At 68.6% G+C, this 18890-nt stretch carries 12 protein-coding genes and 3 pseudogenes; 10 read left to right on the top strand and 5 right to left on the bottom strand.

The genetic code is table 11. From position 1 onward, the window contains the following. Nucleotides 1-466: 466 nt before the first annotated feature. Nucleotides 467-838 (top strand): hypothetical protein, encoded by a 372-nt coding sequence (locus HB370_RS41525; RefSeq protein WP_244405309.1) that lies wholly within the window; start codon nt 467-469, stop codon nt 836-838. 24 nt (nt 839-862) lie between these two features. Here the strand turns inward: HB370_RS41525 and HB370_RS00535 are convergent. After that, nucleotides 863-1486, bottom strand: a pseudogene (locus HB370_RS00535) (transposase); the annotation flags it as partial. Nucleotides 1487-1675: 189 nt separating this feature from the next. Here HB370_RS00535 and HB370_RS00530 point away from each other — a divergent pair. The 4 genes from HB370_RS00530 to HB370_RS00515 all read left to right on the top strand — a co-directional run bounded on the left by HB370_RS00530 (nt 1676) and on the right by HB370_RS00515 (nt 4152). Continuing rightward, nucleotides 1676-2110, top strand: coding sequence for a winged helix-turn-helix domain-containing protein (locus tag HB370_RS00530; RefSeq protein WP_342451006.1), 435 nt, complete (start codon nt 1676-1678; stop codon nt 2108-2110). 228 nt (nt 2111-2338) lie between these two features. Continuing rightward, nucleotides 2339-2509, top strand: coding sequence for a hypothetical protein (locus HB370_RS00525; RefSeq protein WP_078637822.1), 171 nt, complete (start codon nt 2339-2341; stop codon nt 2507-2509). 136 nt (nt 2510-2645) lie between these two features. Then, nucleotides 2646-3488 (top strand): hypothetical protein, encoded by an 843-nt coding sequence (locus tag HB370_RS00520; protein ID WP_157855671.1) that lies wholly within the window; start codon nt 2646-2648, stop codon nt 3486-3488. Next, nucleotides 3463-4152, top strand: a complete 690-nt coding sequence (locus tag HB370_RS00515) for a transposase (protein WP_280117719.1) — start codon at nt 3463-3465, stop codon at nt 4150-4152. Before HB370_RS00520 ends, HB370_RS00515 begins: the two co-directional genes overlap by 26 nt. A gap of 25 nt (nt 4153-4177) precedes the next feature. On the opposite strand, the gene HB370_RS00510 is transcribed toward HB370_RS00515, so the two are convergent. Next, nucleotides 4178-5551, bottom strand: a complete 1374-nt coding sequence (locus HB370_RS00510; RefSeq protein ID WP_051816205.1) for a UDP-N-acetylmuramate dehydrogenase — start codon at nt 5549-5551, stop codon at nt 4178-4180. 17 nt (nt 5552-5568) lie between these two features. Next, nucleotides 5569-6099, bottom strand: a complete 531-nt coding sequence (locus HB370_RS00505) for a serine hydrolase domain-containing protein (RefSeq protein WP_244405987.1) — start codon at nt 6097-6099, stop codon at nt 5569-5571. On the opposite strand from HB370_RS00505, the gene HB370_RS41520 reads away from it, so the two are divergent. Beyond that, on the top strand, nt 6040-6513 hold the full coding sequence (locus HB370_RS41520; protein ID WP_244405305.1) for a hypothetical protein: 474 nt from the start codon (nt 6040-6042) through the stop codon (nt 6511-6513). The genes HB370_RS00505 and HB370_RS41520 overlap by 60 nt on opposite strands. Nucleotides 6514-6582: 69 nt before the next feature. Here the strand turns inward: HB370_RS41520 and HB370_RS00495 are convergent, their stop codons facing one another. Then, on the bottom strand, nt 6583-6891 hold the full coding sequence (locus HB370_RS00495) for a hypothetical protein (protein ID WP_030793937.1): 309 nt from the start codon (nt 6889-6891) through the stop codon (nt 6583-6585). Nucleotides 6892-6966: 75 nt separating this feature from the next. On the opposite strand from HB370_RS00495, the gene HB370_RS00490 reads away from it, so the two are divergent. The 4 genes and pseudogenes from HB370_RS00490 to HB370_RS00475 all read left to right on the top strand — a co-directional run bounded on the left by HB370_RS00490 (nt 6967) and on the right by HB370_RS00475 (nt 10439). Then, nucleotides 6967-7766, top strand: a protein-coding gene (locus HB370_RS00490) for an IS5 family transposase (RefSeq protein WP_167513364.1) whose coding sequence is annotated in 2 segments (ribosomal slippage) — nt 6967-7296 and nt 7299-7766 — 798 coding nt in all. Because the reading frame shifts where the segments join, the coding sequence is not laid out codon by codon here. Between the two features lie 94 nt (nt 7767-7860). Beyond that, a pseudogene (locus tag HB370_RS41305) lies at nt 7861-8290 on the top strand (transposase); the annotation flags it as partial. A 151-nt stretch (nt 8291-8441) separates the two neighbouring features. Then, nucleotides 8442-9534: pseudogene (locus tag HB370_RS00480) on the top strand (IS630 family transposase). Nucleotides 9535-9581: 47 nt separating this feature from the next. Continuing rightward, on the top strand, nt 9582-10439 hold the full coding sequence (locus tag HB370_RS00475; RefSeq protein WP_030793640.1) for an alpha/beta hydrolase: 858 nt from the start codon (nt 9582-9584) through the stop codon (nt 10437-10439). Here HB370_RS00475 and HB370_RS00470 read toward each other — a convergent pair whose 3' ends face one another. Next, complete coding sequence (locus HB370_RS00470; RefSeq protein ID WP_030793638.1) at nt 10440-18890, bottom strand: non-ribosomal peptide synthetase; 8451 nt, start codon at nt 18888-18890, stop codon at nt 10440-10442.

Here is an 18890-nt window from a genome sequence, read left to right as displayed (position 1 = left end):
GTCACCGACTCGGGAGAGCGCGTCGATACCGCAGACGGAGCCGAAGCCGTTGCCGCTCTCGTGGCCAGCACCCTCCCGGACAGCCCCATCGTGATTGACCCCGATGACGGCTTCAGGGAACCACTGCCCGAACTGCCAGCCTCGCTTCGCGCGTCGGCGATACTCGCGCTGGCCCGGGTGCTCCGGGTCGGATCAGAAAATGTCAACACCGGCTGGGTGGACAGCGCAGACGCCGATCAGTGGCGCCAGGAAGTGCGACAGACTAGCCTCGAACAGCCTTCGAGTTGGCACCCTCACAGCTCGGCCATACCGTCGGATACCAGTGGCGGTTCACACGCGCCTGCAACAGCCGAGGCAGCCTCAGCCGCCATCTCTCGCCGCGGGCGGGTTCCGTACTTGAGCCCGCAAGGCAATCCACCAGCCTCAACAGCCCACGCTGCTGCGCTCGGGACGGGAAGGAGCCGACGTGAACCCCAAGATTCATGCCGCGCTCGCAGCCACGGTCCCCGCCGCTGGCCTCACTTTGTCATCAGCAGCACACGCCGCCCCCAAAGCCCCTCAAATAGAGGTGAGCGGCTGCCCCTACGGAGACGTCTGCGCCTGGACGTCACCCTCGTCACCGATGACCGCCCTGACCCGGGACATGAATCAGGACCTCACGGTGTACTACGCCTACAACAACACGGGTGACGGGTGCGCCACGCTGATGACCCCCGGATCGCTCCAGGGGGAGTACGACGGCGTGGTGATGATCCGGCCGGACCGCGGCAAGACAGGGCCCTGGAGCCATATCTCCGGCGCTGTCAGAGACGACACCGAGACGTGCACCCCAACATGACCGCCGGTGCACGCTAGTGCCGCATCAGGCAACGTTCGCCGTGGCGACGACCTCGCGTAGCCGTTCGTCGGCGGCGTGCTTGTTCCGCCAGATGATGTAGCGGCAGATCATGCTGCCCTGCTCCTTGTGGCTGGCGTGGTGGGTGCCGTCGAGTGCGAAGTAGCGCAGGGCGGTGAACTGGGCCTCGATGCGGTTCAGCCAGGAGCTGTTGGTCGGTGTGTAGGCGAATTCGACGTTGTGGGCTGCGGCCCAGTAACCGACCTGGCTGTCCTTCTTCGTGGTCAGGTGCGGCGAGAAGTCGTCGAGCACGATCGCGATGCGGATCTTCGGCGGGTAGAGGCTGCGCAGATAGCGGCAGAACTCGAGTTCGTAGGCGGCGAACAGGTGCCTGACCCCGTGCAGGCGGGTGTAGGTCGCCCGCCTTCGATGCCGTGGCTGGCGGGCAGGATCCCTGTGCCGTCCTCCGCGCTCGGCCCACTGCTGTCCCGGGTGGGGCTGGAGGTTGAGCGGACCGAACTCGTCCAGGCAGAAGACGACTTCAGGCTCGCCGTCCTCGGGCATGACCTCGCCGTCGGCGATCGCGTAGAGGTGCTCGCCGCGGGCCTTCTTGGCCGCGTAGTCCGGGTCCCGGGAGGTCTTCCAGGTCTTTCTGAGGTTTTCGGGTTGTCGTCGGGTGGTGACGGTTCATGATCCCCGCAGTATGCCGATGAGGTGAGGTGTCCAGAGGGTGGGGGGCCTGACCGCTGAGCGTCGGGCGTTTCGTGAGGGGATCCGGCTTCAGGCCGGCAGAGGTTCGCGGCGGGCGAGAAGACGGCGGCGATCGCGAAGGAGCTGCGGGTGAGTGTGCGGTCGGTGGAGCGCTGGCGTCGTGCCTGGCGCGAGGGCGGCATGGAGGCCCTGCGCTCGGCGGGTCCGGCGAACTCCCCGACCGTCACAGACGCCCAGTTCGCCGTGCTCGAGGAAGAACTCGGCAAGGGACCGGCCGCACACGGCTTGGAGGACGAAAGCTGGACCCTGACGCGGGTGCAGACGGTGATCCGCCGGCGTCTGCGGGTGAGCCTGTTGGTGGCGACGGTCTGGCGGCTGCTGAAACGGCACGGCTGGTCCTGGCAGGCACCTGCCCGCAGAGCACTCGAACGCGACGAGCATACGGTGGAGCTGTGGAAGAGGGAGGTGTGGCCGCAGGTAAAAGGCTCGCGGCGGCGTCCGGTGCCTGGATCGTCTTCGAGGACGAGGCCGGCTTCTCGATGGGTTCAGTCAAGATTTTCGTGAAGCGGTGACGGAACGTCATGTTGGGCTGGCGTGCACGGTCTGTGCTGTGCTGCGCCGGTGACGCGCCGGTCGGGGCAGTAGGACGCTGCGATCGTGTGAGGCGATGCTGCAGCAGTTCCTCCCGCATCTGGCCGCGGTGCTGGTGGAGCAGGTGCGAGTGGAGGAGGAAAGGTACTGGTCGTCGCTCGGACCCGGGTTGGCACAGCCGTGCCCTGTCCCGACTGCGGTATGTCGGCTCGGCGAGTCCACAGTCGCTACCGGCGGCATCTGGCCGATGCCGCCATGGGAAGTCGCCCGGTCGTCATTGACCTGAGTGTCCGGCGCTTGTTCTGCGATACCACCCGCTGTGCTCGTCGAACCTTCGCCGAGCAGACAGCAGGGTTGACTGTGAAGCAGTGACGGAGAGTCATGCGAGGAGGACTCGTTTGCGTAGGAGTGGGAGCGAGGCCCGTCCATACATCTGAAGCTGATTCCTTACCGACTGGAGCGGTGGCGCACAGTCGGTCTCATTCCCCGGCTTGGACCGCACACCCTGATGCGGAGCGGAGACAGCAAGATTCATACGCCGGCGACGGCCGTCCTCGTAGCGGGGCTCGCGACATGCGCTCCCTTATGCAGGAGGCATGAGGACCTGGCACTCCTGGCGTTCTTCAACGAGGTGCCGGTGCCCCCGGATGCTGTCCGTGAGGCCCTGGCCGACGTCTATTTCCCACAGCATGCCGAGGCCCGCGAGCAGGAGAACATGCATCTGCAGCGGATCCCGGTGGAGCACCGCGGGGAACACGGGCCCGAGTACGACTGGGCAGAGGCCGTAGCCGCTTCCGACATGGAGGAGTACGAGGCGGCCGTCCGACAGATGCGAGACAACCTGCGGGGCCGCCGTGACCTGGCGGCGGCATCGCAGGACGAACTCGACGGTCGCGTCCGCGGCGTGCTGATCTGGCTGAACATGCCGGCCCTGCCCGTCCACGACAGCGAGTTCATGGGGGACCTGCGCGCCGCCATGGCCTTCTGCGGGCCGCCCGTAAACTCCCGCGCGGCGTGGCTGCTCGCAGCCGTCTGCCACAGCCAGCAACTCGCCAAGCGCAGCGAGACCTGCGCCCGGGAACGACGCGAGAACCTTATGGCGGTGACCGGCGAAGAGCTGGGCGTTCTGAGGGAGCAGGTGCGGGAGTCACTGAGCTCTTTCAACGTGGCCACTGATCGGGTGACGGGACCGGTCCCCGCAACGCACAGGGCTCCCGTGCCGTTGGAGGAGGTGTTCTACGTCTCAACCCATCGGCGCGGGAGCCTCGTTGGTTGTCTATCCTGCCGCACTCGACCTGCCTCACGCCCTGGTCGAGTGGGTCACCATGCTCATCGTCACCCGCGAGGGTGACCGCCGCTGCAAGCTCCCGCCGCACCAGCGTGCCCTGGTCGGCCTGGTGTACCTGCGCCGACACGACGCCCTGGCGCAGATCGCGGCCGGCTTCGGGATCTCGGTCGGCACCGCCCATGCCTACACCGCCGCCGTCATCCACCACCTGTCCGTACGTGCGCCCGGCCTGTTGCGGGTGCTGCGGGAGGCCGGTCCCAAGCACGTCCTGCTCGACGGAACGCTTGCCGAGTGCGACCGGGTCGGCGACAGCCGGGCCGACTACTCCCACAAGCACCGCCGCCACGGCGTGAACGTGCAGGTCATGACCGATCCCACGGGCAGACTGCTGTGGGTCTCACCCGCGCTGCCCGGCCGCACACACACGACCTCACTGCGGCCCGCACTCACAAGATCATATCTGCGAACGCCAGGGCGTCCCCGTCCTCGCCGACCGCGCCTACATCGGCGCCGGCCCCTGGGTGACCACACCCGTCTGACGCCCGCCCCACCGAGAACGCACAGCGACTCAGCGCACGACGAACCGAGCGTGTCAGCGGCGCGAGCACCGGTCGAACGGGGTGTCGCAAGGTTGAAGTCCTGGCGGGTCTTCCGCAGGGCACGCTGCAGTCCGAACCGCCTTTCGTCAATCGCCGCAGCCATCCTCACCGTGGAGCGTCAGCGCTGAAAACGCTCACTGGATGCCATGTGGTTCATGGCATCAGAAGGGCGCAGCCGCCACTTTCCCCTCGAAACATCTGCGCACGCCCGGCTGGCCGGCCGCATGCTCGCGGAATGGACCACCGCACGACAGGCGTACCCGTCCGGATCACGTCCTGCCCAGGTGCTGGTGGACAGCCTGCACAGTCTGTGGTCCCTGTGCTCGACCGACAGGGTCGGAGAAGGACGCGCCGCCTTCGAGCGCCGGACACAGCCCCCCGCACCGCGCGCCCTGATCCGCGACCGCGTCCACTCGGCAGCTTGACGCGGTCGCCTCCGGGGTCATGATCGGCACTGTGTGCCCGATGGTGGGTTCCGCCACTGTGCAGGGCAGCTTGGGTGTGGCTGGCCAGGTTCGGGCTGTAGGCGGATCTGGTGTGTGGTGAGAACCGCGTGGGCGAGAACGTCGAGGGCGGTCGTGAAGGATGCGGCAGTGGCGCCGTGGCGCCGTCGCGGGCGGTGAGGGTGAGGGCTCGGGCCTGGGAGCAGTACACGCCGGGGCTTACCCGGGTGCCGGGGAGGAATCCGGCCTGTTCCAGCAGCCATCCCGCGCTGGCGCGCTGGCTGCCGTCCGGGCTGTGGTGCACGGGGCCGCCGGCCGCGCGGATGGCCGTCGCCTGCGCGGGGGCGACAGACGGGTTGAGAAAGACGGAGCCGGCCTGGCGGGCGTCCGGTCCGCCGGCGGGCAGGGTGAGGCCGCGGTTGTGCCGGTCGGTGAGGACGGCCTGGGCCGCCTCGGCGAGCGGTGGCCGGCCGCCGAGGCGTACGGCCAGCGCGTCGGCGAGATGCTGGTAGCGGATAGGGGAGGCGTACGTCCGCCGCGTGAGACGCAGGCTGACGTCGAGGATCGTGAATCGTCCGGGCTGGGTCTTGAACGTGCTGGTCCAGTAGCCGAAGCGGCACTGGTCCGGGCGGAGTTTGCGGGTGCGGCCGAGGGCCCAGTCGTGGACGGTCAGGCGTGTGAGGGTGTCGGATACCTGCTGTCCGTAGGCGCCGGTGTTCTGCACTGGCGCGGCTCCAGTGGTACCGGGGATCCCGCCGAGGTATTCGATGCCGGACAGGCTCTCGGTGACGGTGAAGGCGACCAGTGAGCCGAGCGGCTCTCCCGCCTGGACGGTGACCTCCACGAGGTTGTCTCCGAGCGGACGTATGGCGATGCCGCGGGTGGCCATGCGGATCACCGTGCCGGGGTAGCCGGTGTCGGCGGCGAGGGTGTTGCTGCCGCCGCCGAGCACGAACGGCGCCGTGCCGCTGCGGCGTGCGGCGTGGGTGAGTTCGGGCCAGGCGGCGGGGGCGGTATGGGTGAGGAACTGGTCGGCGGGTCCGCCGAGACAGAGGGTGGTGTGGTCGGCCAGCAGCTCACCCATGGGGATGCCTCCGTGTCTCAGGTGGCGGAGATCGTCTTGAGCGCGAGAGCCCGCAGCGGGGCGATCTTGGTGCGGGCGTTGCCGCCGTAGACGGCGTTGGTGCAGATGACGATGTAGCGGCCGGTCTCCGGCGCGAGGTAGAGGCTCGTGCCGGTGAACCCGTGGTGGTAGGCAACCCGCCCGCTCGCGGCGAGGATCCAGGACAGTCCGCGGTCCAGACCGGGTTCGATCGGGGCTTGGGGGACGAGGCTGGCGTGCAGCCATGCGCCCAGGCCCCGCTCGTCACCGTCCCCGTGCGCGGCGAGGAGCCGGTGGGCGTAGACGGCCAGGTCGCCCGGGGTGGAGAACACCCCGGCGTGGCCGGCGACGCCGCCGAGCAGGGCGGCGTTGTCGTCGTGCGCAGCGCCCCAGATCCGCGGGGCGCCGGGGATGCGCTGCTCGGTCGGGGCAACCTGGGGGGTGCGGGCGACGGGGCCGTACACGGTGGCGTGCATCCCCAGCGTCTTCCACAGGGCTTTGCCGAGCTGGTCGAGGGGGCGGTGGTGGATGTGGGTGAGGGCCAGACCGAGCAGGATGTAGCCGCGGTTGATGTACCGGTGCCGGCCAGGGGTGTCTTACAGTGGTTCGCGGCACAGGAGTTCGTGCAACGGCAAGTCGGAACCGCGGTAGTGGTCGAGGCGGGGGGGGAGGCACGAAGGCCGGAGGTGCGCGCGATCAACTGGCGCACGGTCGCCTCGCCGCTGGGGGTCTCGCTGTTCACCGGCGGCAGGAAGTCGCGGATCGGGGGCGTCGAGGTCGAGCAGCCCGGCGCCCAGAGCCTGGCCGGTCAGGGGCCAGGTGGCCACGACCTTGGTCAGCGAGGCGATGTCGTACATAGTGTCCCGGCCCGGGGCGGTGTTGCCGCACTCGGGAGCGACTGCGCCGGCGCTGAGGAACCGGGGCTGCCGTCGGTGGTGCCATAGGCGATGACGCCACCCGGGGCGGCGCCGTCGGCGACGACCCGCTCAAGGGTGTCCTGCAGGCGGGTGCTGTCATCGGTGGTGAACGGGACGGGCATCACGGGCCTGCGGGTTGGTGGTGGTGATCTCGGCTCCCAGCGTGGCCAGATGAGGCAGCAGGCGTGCGTAGCCGCGCCGGAGATGGAACGTGCCGTGAGCGGCGAGTGCGGCGATCAGCAGCGCGGTCACCGCACGGATGCCCGCGGCCTCCACCGTGGCGCCGCACAGGCGGGCCGGGCCGCGGACGTGGAGGGTCGAGCCGGTGGCGGTGATGTGCGCAACGAAGGCGCGCAGTCCCTGAACGTGGGTGTCGCGGCGGGGGTAGATGCGCTCGCCGATCACCGAGGTACCGTCGGCGAGGGTAAGACGCCGTTTCTGTTGGTGTGTTCGCTCGTTGAGCCGTGCGTGACGGATCTGGTGGAGCGGTTGGTGCCGGGCGAGTTGTGGACGCTGTTTCGGCGGGTGGTCCCGCCGACGGAGGTCATACGCCCGCAGGGTGGCGGTCGCCGGCGTGCCGGGGACCGTGAATGCCTGGCGGCGATCATCTTCGTCGCCACCTCGGGCTGCGCCTGGCGGCAGTTGCCGCCGGTTTTCGGGCCGGCCTGGCCCACGGTCTACCGGCGCTTCGCCCAGTGGAGCCGGGAGCGGGTGTGGGCCCGGCTGCACCGCGTCATCCTCGACGAACTCGGTGCTCGGGGCGAGCTGGACTGGTCGCGGTGCGCGATCGACTCCGTCAGCGTCCGGGCGGCAAAAAAGGGGGGCCGCTGACGGGACCGAATCCGACCGATCGCGGCAAGCCGGGATCGAAAATCCACCTCATCACCGACCACAACGGCGTGCCGCTGTCGCTGGGGGTCTCCGGCGCCAACCTGCACGACAGCCTCGGCCTGGAACCGTTCGTGCGTGGGATCCCGCCCATCCGTTCCCGCCGCGGACCCCGCCGCCGGCGTCCGGCCAAGCTCCATGCCGACAAGGGCTACGACTACGACCACCTGCGGAAATGGCTTCGCGAGCGTCGCATCCGCCACCGTATCGCCCGCAAGGGCATCGAGTCTTCCACCCGGCTGGGCCGACACCGCTGGGTCGTCGAGAGAACGGTCTCCTGGCTGGCCGGATGCCGAAGGCTGCACAGCCGTTACGAGCGAAAGGCCGAGCACTTCCTGGCCTTCGTCGGCATCGCCGCGGCCCTCATCAGCTACCGCAAACTCACCAACTGAAACGACGTCTTATGGCGGGCTGGGACCGCCGACCCTGCCCCAGTACCGTGAGGCGCCCCGCTCGCTGCCCGGTCTCGTTGCCGAGGCCGCGGTGTTCGAGGAGGTCACCTGGCGGCAGGGCAGCAAGGGCATGATGACCTCGCGCTTCGCCGTGCTCCAGGTGCGGCCCTCGGGCAAGGAAGCGTCCCGCACCGCCCAGGAACAGGCCGGCGGACGCAGCCGGTGGGACGGGGTGCTGCCGCTGCGGACCCTGCTGGGTCGAGCAGTCCGCAGACGAGGCCGAGCCGACCGGCTACTGGATGAGCAACCTGCCCGCCACCACGCCGGTCGCCGACCTGGTGCGGTGGGCGAAGATGCGCTGGCGGATCGAGGACGACTACCGCGAACTCAAGCACGGGCTGGGCCTGGACCACTTCGAAGGCCGCACCTGGCGCGGCTGGCACCACCACGTCACCCTCGTCACCGCCGCCCAGGCCTTCCTCACTCTGCGGCGGCTCGACCCAAAAGTCCCGATGCCGGCCTGACCCTCTACCAGGTCCTTAACGTCATCCAGGACCTGCTGAGGTGCTGGACCGGCACCTGCACCACCTGCGGCCGACCGTTGCCGACCAGCAGCTCCAGAACCTAACGAAGCACTACTAGTGACCTGAGTCAGAGATTCATCGTTGGTTTGGTGTGAATCGTCGTGTACCGAAGATCCCACCGTTGTCGGTAACGGATGCCCAGCGTGCTGTGCTTGAGGGATGGGTGCGTCGTCGCTCGACGGCTCAGGCTCTGGCCCTGCGCTCCCGGATCGTGCTCGAGTGCGCCCAGGGACACTCAATCATGGAGGTGTCACGGCGGCTACAGGTCGCTCCGGACACGGTCCGCACCTGGCGAAGGCGCTTCCTCGACCGCGGTCTGGACGGCCTGTCCGACGAGCCCAGGCCGGGTGTCCCCAGAAAGATCACCGACGCGGATGTGGAACGGGTCATCATCAAGAAACTGGAAGAGAGACCAGCGAACGCCACGCACTGGTCGCCCCGTTCAATGGCAGCGGCGACCGGGATGTCCCAGTCGGCCATCTCAAGGATCTGGCGTGCCTTCGCCCTGGCTCCGCACCGTTCCGAGACATTCAAACTGTCCACCGACCCGCTGTTCATCGACAAGGTCCCGCGACGTGGTCGGCCTCTACCTCGACCCGCCGGAGAAGGCCCTGGTGCTGTGCGTGGACGAGAAGTCTCAGATCCAGGCCCTGGACCGCTCTCAGCCGGTACTGCCGATAATGCCTGGCGTTCCTGAACGCCGCAGCCATGATTACGTCCGCGCCGGCACGACCACCCTCTTCGCAGCCCTGGAAGTCGCCAGCGGCAAGGTGATCGGGTCGATCCACGGCAGGCACAGGGCCGCCGAGTTCAAAAAGTTCCTGGCCAAGTTCGACAAGGAGGTCCCCGCAGACCTCGATGTGCACCTGATCTTGGACAACTACGCCACTGACAAGACACCTGCCATCAAGAAGTGGCTGCTGACACATCCTCGCTTCCACCTGCACTTCACGCCCACCGGCTCCTCGTGGCTGAACCTGGTGGAACGGTGGTTCGGCGAGCTCACCCAGAAGAAGCTCCGCCGAGGTGTCCACCGACCCGTCCAGGCCCTTGAACGCGACATCAGGACATGGGTCGCCGACTGGAACGACAACCCCCGGCCCTTCGCCTGGACGAAAACCGCCGACGAGATCCGCGACAAGGTCGCCGCCTACTGCCAGAGAATCTCTGACTCAGGTCACTAGAAGAGATTCCTATGCAACCAAGGGATTGGCAACGTTACTCTTAGTGTATGAAATTCGAAACGCGCACGGTAGTTGCCAATGGCGTAGAGTTCGGCACCATTGAGGCGGGTAAGGGCCCGTTGGCACTGTGTTTGCACGGTTTCCCCGACACGGCGCACACTTGGCGGCACCTGCTGCCGGTGCTCGCGGAGCGTGGTTTCCGGGCGGTGGCGCCGTTTCAGCGCGGGTACGCGCCGACGGCGGTACCTGCGGACGGGAGCTATCAGACTGGAGCGCTGGCCTCGGACGCGGTCGCGTTGCATGAGGCGTTGGGCGGGCAGGACGACGCGGTGCTGATCGGGCACGACTGGGGAGCGGTCGCCGCCTACGGGGCGTCGGCGCTCGCGCCGGAGAGGTGGGGGCGGATGGTCGCGATCTCGGTGCCGCCGGCCACGGTGCAGATCGCCGATTACGAGCAGTACAAGCGATGGTTCTACCTGTACCTGTTCCAGACGCCGTTGGCAGAGCGGGTGGTCGCAGCGGACAAGATGGCGTTCCTCGACGCGCTCTGGCGGGACTGGGCGCCCGGCTACGACGCTTACGAGGATCTTGCGCAGGTGAAGGAGGCGCTGGGCGATCCGAAGCGGCTGAGCGCCGCCCTTGGGTATTACCGGGCGTTGTTCGACCCGGCCAGGCACGTGCGGCAGTACGCCGCCGCGCAGTCGGCTGCGCTGCGCAAGGCGTCCACGCCGACGCTCTACCTGCACGGCGATGAGGACGGGTGCCTGCGGGTGCCCAACGTGGGAGCCGTCGTGCCGCATCTGGCCGACGGCTCCCACGCGGTGCTGCTCAAGGGCGTTGGTCACTTTCCCCAGTTGGAGGCACCTGAAGCGGTCGCGGAGCTGGTGCTCGACTGGATCGGTTGATCACAACAGCTCGGCGATCCTGGCTGGCGTTCTGCGTTCGAACAAGTCCCTGATCGTCACGTCAAGTTCGAGTGAGGACAGTTCCCGCACACACAGCCCGGCGGTGAGGGAGTCGCCCCCGAGGTCGAAGAAGTCGTCCTCGGGGAGCACTGTCGTGCGCAGTGACCGCGAGAACACCTCCATCACTACGGCGAGCGGGGTTCGCGCGGCCGCCTGCGCGGTGGTGCGCTGGCGATGGATTGCGCCGACGCGGCGCGGGCGGGCGAGTTGCGTCGTGTCCACCTTGCCGCCCGCGTTCCTGGGCAGCTCGGTCACGAACACCACGTCGGCCGGCACCATGTAGTCCGGCAGCGCCCTGCGGACGCTGCCGACGAGCAGATCCTCAAGAGTGGACTGAAGCAGCGGCGGAAACAGCGGGTCGGCGGTCGTCTTGCCCGCCGTGCCGCCCGTGACCGGCCCGGCCAGCTCGTAGTGCGTGCCCGCCGGTGCGAACGAGACGTCGATCGCGCCCGAGTCGTCACCGGTCCAGCTGATCCTGGTATGCCAGCCGTACCGGGTTCCCAGACGCCACAACGCTTCCAGGTCCAGCGCGGTGGCACGGCTGGTCGCGTTCGACGGCGTGCAGCCGTACTCGTCGCGCAGACTCAGTGCCTCGGCGAGGCGTGCGTTGCCCACCCCGCGATAGCCGAACGGCGCGTCGGCTGCGGCCAGGCGGCGCTCGACCGCACCAAGCGTGAGCTGGTCGTCGTGCTCCCACTGCGTCGGATCGGCCTCGGCTGGGCAGCCGACGTGCAACACCACGTCGTAGCGGAACAGCGTCATCTCGTTGCCGAACTCGCCACGCCGCGGGCTGATCTCGATCGCGGTGACCGCCGGGAAGCGGTCGAGCAGCCGATGCACCGCGATGGGGTCGACGCTCAGCTCGCCGTCGGCCCGCAGCTCGCGCGTGATCAGCTCGACCAGCCGGGCCCGGTCTGCGCCCGCGTGCAGCAGGTGGTGCTTCAGCGCCACGAACGCCTCGAGCAACGCTGCATTGCGCAGGTCGCCCAGGAAGACGTGGCCACCGGGGGATACGACCTCCAGCGCGTTCTCGATCGTCCGTACGAGGTAGGACATCGACGGGAAGTACTGCGCCACGGAGTTGATCACGACAGTGTCGTGTGTGCCGGGGAACAGGCCCGGCGCGTGCACCGCCTCTGCCTGCCCGACCAGCACCTCGGACCTGGTGCCGATCTCGTCGAGTGTCTTGCGCAACACGTCGAGCACAGGCCCGGAAAAGTCCGTCGCGACGTAACGCTCGATGTCCGTGCGCTCCAGCAACGGTTTCATCAGCAGGCCGGTGCCCGCACCAATCTCCAGTACCCGCCGCGGCTGCAGGCGCAGGATCCGGTCGATCGTAGTGTCCACCCACTCGCGCATCTGCGGAGCGGGGATCGCCTTGCCGCTGAAGCTGTCGGTCCAGCCGAAAATCGCGGCGTCCGTGCTGTCGGAGGCGTTGATGGCCTCGTGGGCGTCCTCGAACACCGTCTGCCACGACGCGACGAGGTCCGCGCGCAACTCGGAGTCGTCGAAGCCCTCGTCCACGACCACGTGCGCTACGAGCCGCGAGCTGTCTTGCTCGGTCACCACGCTCACCACGGCATCGCGTACGTGCGGCTGGCTCAGCAGTACGGACTCGATCTCGCCTGGCTCGATCCGGTACCCGCGAACCTTCAACTGTCGGTCGGCGCGGCCGAGGAACTCGACGGCACCGTCCGCAGTGAACCGGCCCAGGTCGCCGGTGCGGTACAGCCGGTCGTGCCTGCCGGACGGGTCCTGGACGAACCGCTGCGCCGTCAGGTCTGGATCGTTCAGGTAGCCCCTCGCCAGGTGCGGGCCACCGAGGTGGATCTCGCCGACGACACCCGGCGGCACCGGCCGCATAGCGTAGTCCAGCACACGGACCGACGTATTCGGGATCGGTGTGCCCACCACCGGCCGTTCGCTGTCGCGCAGCCGTGCGATCAACGCGTCCACCGTGCACTCGGTCGGGCCGTAGCAGTTGATCGACTCGATTCCGGGTTCGGCTCGCAGCCGTGCCCACAGTGACGGGCGGACCGCCTCGCCACCGAGCACTAGGAACGACGGCTTGCTGGCGCTTTGCTCCAGCAAGCCCTCGTGGACGAGTTGTTCCATGAACGTCGGCGTCGTGTTGAGGACGTCGACCCGTTGCTCCGCAAGCAATGCCACCAACGCCGCACTGTCCTTGCGAACGTCGTCGTCCACCACGTGCAGCTCGTGACCCGCGATCATCCACAGGATCTGGTCCCACGCGGCGTCGAACGCTATCGAGCTGGTGTGCGCCACCTTGAGCCGCGGCTTTCCCGCTGCCGCGATCGCGACGGGGTACTGGGTTTCCTGGTGGCCGCACACCAGGTTCGCCAGCGCGCGGTGCTCGACGAGCACACCCTTGGGTGTTCCGGTGGAGCCCGAGGTGAACACGACGTACGCGAGGTCGGCACCGATCGGTGCGGCACCTTCGAACGACGCCGCGGGCAACACCGTCACGTCAAGCGCCGGCAGCCCGAACTGGTCGGCCAGCCCCACGGTCGCACCGTCCACGACTAGGCAGACCGGCTTGGCCGCGGCGAGCACGGCGGCCAGCCGGTCGACCGGCTGGCCGTGGTCAAGCGAAACGAGCACGGCGCCGGCTCGCAGGACGCCCAGCACGCCGGCGACGAGCTTCGGGGTCCGGGCAGCCGCGAGTGCCACGTGGTCCCCGTGCCGCACGCCCCGGCGCCGCAACTGCGCGGCGATCAGGCTCGCCATCTCGTCCAGTTCCACGAAGGTGAGCCGGTCGTCGCGTCCGGACACCGCGATCGCGTCCGGACGGGCGGCGACCTGCTCGGCAAAGAGGTCGAGGATCGTCTCGATCCCGTTGGCGGGCACCGAGGTCCCGTCGCCGAGCTGCAGCAACGACTCGTGCTCGTCTTCTGTGGCGAGCGGCAGCTCGGACACGTGTCGACTTGCGTTGCCCGCGACCTCGGCCAGGAGTGTCTGGTAGTTCTCCGCTATCCGGTCCGCCGCCTGTTGGCTGAGCAGGTCGCGGCGGAAGTACAGCGAGCAGTGCATACCGTCGCCGACGCGGTACAGGTCGAGCGAGAGGTCGAACCGCGCGGTGTCGTTGAACGCTGGGAAGTACTCCGACGTCGTACCGTCCAGGTCGAGACCAACGATCAGCTCGTCCTCGAACAGCTGGCAGGTCGCCTGCACGAGAGGGTTACTGCCGAGTACGCGTTCCGGGTTGACGGCCTCGACTAGCCGCTCGAACGGCAGCTCTTGGTGCGCGAAGCCCATCAGGACGCCGTCGCGGGTCCGGTCGACGAGGTCGGTGAACAAGGGGTCGTCACGGAGGTCCGAGCGGATCGGCAGGGTGTTGATGAAGAACCCGACCACGTCCTCGACCTCGGGCCGGGTGCGTCCTCCGACCGGCACGCCGACCAGCAGGTCCGGCTCCCCGGTCAGCCTCGACAGCAGGACCTGGAATGCCGACAGCACCACCATGAACAACGTGGCGTCGCAACGGGAGGCGAGGTCGCGCAGCCGGCCGACGAGCTCGGCATCGAGGTCGAACCGTGCCGCGCCGCCCTCGAAGCTCGGTGTCTCGACCGGCGGCTGATCCGACGGCAGCCGCAGCACCTGCGGAGCGCCCGCTACGTGCTCGGTCCAGTACGCGAGGTGGCGGTCGAGTAGCTCGCCCTGCAGCACATCCCGTTGCCACACCGCAAAGTCCGCGTAGCGCACCGGCAGCTCGGGCAGTTCGACGCGAGCACCGGTCAGTGCCGCGTTGTAGAACGCCGAGAGGTCGGACAGCAGCACCGTCATCGATCGGCCGTCGCTGAGGATATGGTGCATCGACAGCGTCAGCAGGTGATCGTCGTCGGCGATTCGCAGGACATCGGCCTGGAACAGCGGACCGTTCTCGAGGTCGAACGGCCGGTCGATCAGTTCCTCCAGCCACGGCTGGATCTCTTGACCGGAGGCGAACTCCACGCGGCCGCTCCACTCGTCGTCGACCACTTGGCAGAGCACGCCGTCCACATCGGTGAACCGGGTGCGCAGCGCCTCGTGCCGACGGGCCAGCCGATCGACGGCGGTCAGCAGCGCTGCCCGGTCCAGTCGGCCGTGCACCCTGATCGGCGAGTACATGTTGTAGGCGGTGCTCTCGGACTCCAGCTGCTGCATGAACCACAACCGCTGCTGGGCGAACGAGACGGGGGCGGAGTCCGGCGCCAGCCCTGTGCACAGTGGTGGTGTCGTCAGCTGGGTGGCTTCTGCCACTGCCGCAGCGAGAGTGTCGACAGTGGGGTTTTCGAACACTGTCACCACGTTCACCTCCACCTGCAGAACGGACTGCAGGCGGGCGGCCAGCTGCACCGCGCGCAGCGAATGCCCGCCCAGGACGAAGAAGTCGTCGAACCGGCCTACCTGGCCGACTCCGAGCACCCCGCCCATGATCCCGGCCACTACCTGCTCCACCGGGCCGAGCGGCGCGACGAACTCGTCGCGCACCGGTCGGCGCGTACCCGTGGCCACGGGTGCCGTGACGACGCGCTCGAAGTCGACCGGGAACGCCGAGACCGGGCGGTCGGGGCCGGCGAGCACCGCGATCAGCAGCTCGCGGTAGCAGTCGGCGATTTGCTGCGCGGTAGCGTGGGTGAACATGTCCCTGCGGTAGTACAGGCTTCCGCTGAGTCCCTGCCCGGTCCGGAACAGGTCCAGCGCCAGGTCGAAGCGCGCCGTCCGGTTGAACGTCTCGACCGGCCCGCACTCGGTCCCCGGCAGCCGCAGACCACCGGTGAGGTCATCCTCGAACAGGTGGAAGGTGACCTGCACCAACGGGTTCGTGCCAGCCACGCGCTCGGGGTTGACCGCCTCGACCAGCCGCTCGAACGGCAGTTCCTGGTGGGCGAAGCCGGCGAGCACCCGGTCCCTGGTCTCCTTGACCAACTCGGTGAAGGTGGGGTCGGCCCGCAGGTCCGCGCGCACCGCGAGCGTGTTGACGAAGAAGCCGATCAGATCTTCCAGCTCCGGCTGCGTGCGACCGGCGACAGGGACGCCGACGAGGAAGTTCGGCTGCCCGCTGATCCTCGCCAGCAGCACCTCGAACGCGGCGAGCGTCAGCATGAACAGGGTTGCTCCCTGTCCGTGGGCCCGCTCGCGCAACTTCACTGTCACCTCGGGCGGCAGCTCGAACCGGGCGACGCCGCCCTCGATGCTCGGCGGACCGTCGGGTGCGTGGTCGGCAGGCAGCGGCAGCCGGTGTGGTGCGTCACCGATCTGGTTGGTCCAGTACGACAACTGGGCGTCCAGCAGCTCGTCGCGGAGGATGCCGCGCTGCCACGTCGCGTAGTCGGCGTAGCGGACTGGGAGCACGGGCAGCTGGGGCTCGGTACCGGTGAGAGCCGCCTCGTAGAGCTTCGCGAGGTCTGACATCAGCACGGTGATCGAGTGCCCGTCGCTCACGATGTGGTGCATCGACGGCGCGAACAGGTGGTCGCTCTGCCCGATCCGGAACAGGTTCGCCCGGAACAGCGGCCCCCGGACGAGGTCGAACGGGGTGTCCACGAGGTCGGCCAGCCGCCGCTGCGCGTGGTCGGAGTCCTCGACGTCCTCGATCTCGAGCGCACCAGCCCAGGTGTCGTCGACCACCTGCAGCAGCTCGCCGTCGACCTCGGTGAACCGGGTGCGTAGCGACTCGTGCCTGGCCACCAGCTGCTCGACGGCGATCGCAAGCGCGGTGACGTCGAGCGATCCGGTTATCCGCACCGGCTCGTACATGTTGTAGGCGGTGCTCGTCGGGTCGAGCTGGTGGATGAACCAGAGCCGCTGCTGCGCGAACGAGACGGGCGCACGTTCGGGTGCCTCGCCGGCCTGGGGCGACGAAGCGGGCAGGTGCGCGGTCTCGGCGAGTGCAGCGGCGAGGCCGGCGACGGTCGGGTTTTCGAACACCACCCGCACCGAGATGTCGCTCTGCAGCATCGACCGGAGCCGGGCGGTCAGCTGCATGGCGAGTACGGAGTGGCCGCCGCATTCGAAAAAGTGGTCGTGGCGGCTTACCTGGTCGCGGCCCAACACGTGTGCCATGACCGCCGCGACGAGGTGTTCCGCCCCGCCGCGGGGAGCCGCGAACTCGGTCTCGCTCGAGTGACCGGGCAGGTCCGTGGTGGTGAGCAGGTGTACTCTGCCGGCCGGAGTCAGACGCGCCCGTGCTCCGGTGTGCACGAGTCGGCCGGCGGACAACGGATCCGGGCGGAAGCGGGCGGCGGTCAGCGCGGTGTCGCCGAGGTAGCCGAGTGCGATGTGGTTTCCGCCCACCCAGAGGTCACCGGCCACGCCGGCCGGGACCGGTCGGCCTGCCGGGTCGAGGATGCGGACGGTGACGCCAGCGGCCGGTACGGTGTGGTGTGGATCGCCGTCGGGACGGATGAGGGCGTGACCGAGGCATTCGATGGGGCCGTAGCGGGCAGGGAACTCGGCCGATGCGGTGACGGTATGGAGGTTGGAGGCGGCGGACTCGCGGATGTCCGCTCCGGACGGTTTCGTGCGGCTCGCGTGGTGGCCGGCCGACGCACCAGCGTCTGCCGACGTGTGAACGTCAATTCCGGATGATTCGTTTCCCACCGGCAGGTGCACCTCGGCACCGGACAGCAGCCACACCAACGCCCGCCATGGGGCGAAGTCCCAGATGTCCTCGGCCAGGAACACCCGCTGTTCCTCTGTCGTCTCACGATGTGCCGCCAGCAGCGCGGCGAACGCGCCGTGCGTCACGACGGCGGTTGCCGAGTCACCGGGCAGCAGCAATGCGGGTGCTTCGGCGCGCGGTGACGATACGGCGGGCGCCTCCCGGTCGGGGATCTCGCCGCTGAACACCAGATCGGCCTCGGCGTGGTCGGCGGGCAGCACGACCGCGCCCGCCGACCACGTGCCCAACACGCTGACCAGCGCGCGGTAGGACAGCGGGCCGGGCACACCGACCACCGAGTCCTGCGGCAGCGCACCGGCCACCGCCCGCACGTCCCGGCGCAGCTGCGCCGCGGTCCACCTGCGCTCGCCGCGCACCAGCACGACGTGATCCGCGTCCAGTTCGGCGAGCCGATCGAGCGCGAGCACCGCTTCCGTGGTCACCGGGAGGGCGGCGGGCTGCTGGGCGCCGGACAGAGGCAGTGTGGACACGGGGGTGTCCGGCGAGGTCACCGCCGCGCGTAGCACCGTGAGGAAGGTGGTGATGATCTGGTCGGCCATCTGCTCGTCGAGCGCCGCCTGGCGGTAGTACAGCATGCCCCGCAGCCGACCGTCGACGTGGTACAGGTCGATGGAGAGGTCGAACGGCACGTCGCGCACCGGTACCGGCAGCGCGATGGTGTCGAGGCCGGACAGGGACAGTTCCGTTCCGACGGCTTCCTCGAAGAGCTGGAAGGTGGCCTGGATCAACGGGTTCATGCCCATCTGACGCGGTGGGTTGACCGCCTCCACGATGCGGTCGACCGGTACGTCCTGGTGCATGAACGCTTCCAGCACGTTGGTGCGCACGGCGGTGACCAGCTCGGTGAACGCGGGGTCGGCGCGTAGGTCGGCGCGGACCGGGAGGGTGTTGACGAAGAAGCCGACGACGTCCTCGCTGCCGCCTGCCGTCCTGCCTGAGATCGGCATGCCCACCAACAGGTCCTGCTCGCCGCTGAGCCGCGACAGCAGCACCTGGTACGCGGCAAATGCCACCATGTAGAGCGTGGCTGAGCTTGCTCGCGCGAAGGTCTTCAGCTCGTGCGTCAGGTCGTCGGGAACGTCGAAGTCGACGTAGCGCCCGAGGAACGACTCGTCACCGCGCGCGGCGTCACGGGTCGGTAGGGGCAACACCATCGGCGCACCGTCGATGTGCTCCAGCCAGTAGTCGAGATCCCCGTCCTCCGCGAGGAGGTCCGTGTACTGGGAGGTGACTTCGTCGAGCCGACCTCCGTTGTACAGCGTTGCCAGGTCGCGCAGCACGATGTTGGCCGACACGCCGTCGGTGACGATGTGGTGCGCGGTGATCGCGAGTACGTGCCGGTTGGCGGACTCGCGGAGGACGTCCACCCGCAGCAGCGTATCCACCGTAAGGTCGAACGGGCGGGTGAAGACCGTGTGCACGAACTCATTGGCAGTTCCCTGCTCGGTCACCACGACCTCGCCACGCCACACCGGGTCGACGATCTGGAGCGGTACGCCGTCGTGTTCGGCGAACCTGGTGCGCAGGCTGCGGTGCCGGTCAGCGAGCGCGATCACCGCTTTCTCCAGCGCCGGCAGGTCGAGCGTCCCGGTCAGCAGGAAGACTTGGCCGAGCGTATAAGCGCAGCTCTCCGGGTGCAGCTGCTGAGTGAACCACAGCCGCCGCTGGGCGACGGAAGCCGGGTAGACATTCTCCGTGGCCAACAT

This window comes from Streptomyces sp. DSM 40868 (assembly GCF_011820545.1).
Lineage (GTDB): Bacteria > Actinomycetota > Actinomycetes > Streptomycetales > Streptomycetaceae > Streptomyces > Streptomyces eurythermus.
This window is presented reverse-complemented; position numbering and strand designations above follow the sequence as displayed.

What these genes read in the sequence shown, in the direction of transcription:
- HB370_RS00510 (WP_051816205.1), bottom strand. Translation starts at nt 5,551, where the DNA reads ATGGGTGAGCTGCTGGCCGACCACACCACCCTCTGTCTCGGCGGACCC.
- HB370_RS00470 (WP_030793638.1), bottom strand. Translation starts at nt 18,890, where the DNA reads ATGTTGGCCACGGAGAATGTCTACCCGGCTTCCGTCGCCCAGCGGCGG.
- HB370_RS00520 (WP_157855671.1), top strand. Translation starts at nt 2,646, where the DNA reads ATGCGGAGCGGAGACAGCAAGATTCATACGCCGGCGACGGCCGTCCTC.
- HB370_RS00525 (WP_078637822.1), top strand. Translation starts at nt 2,339, where the DNA reads ATGTCGGCTCGGCGAGTCCACAGTCGCTACCGGCGGCATCTGGCCGAT.
- HB370_RS00475 (WP_030793640.1), top strand. Translation starts at nt 9,582, where the DNA reads ATGAAATTCGAAACGCGCACGGTAGTTGCCAATGGCGTAGAGTTCGGC.
- HB370_RS00515 (WP_280117719.1), top strand. Translation starts at nt 3,463, where the DNA reads ATGCTCATCGTCACCCGCGAGGGTGACCGCCGCTGCAAGCTCCCGCCG.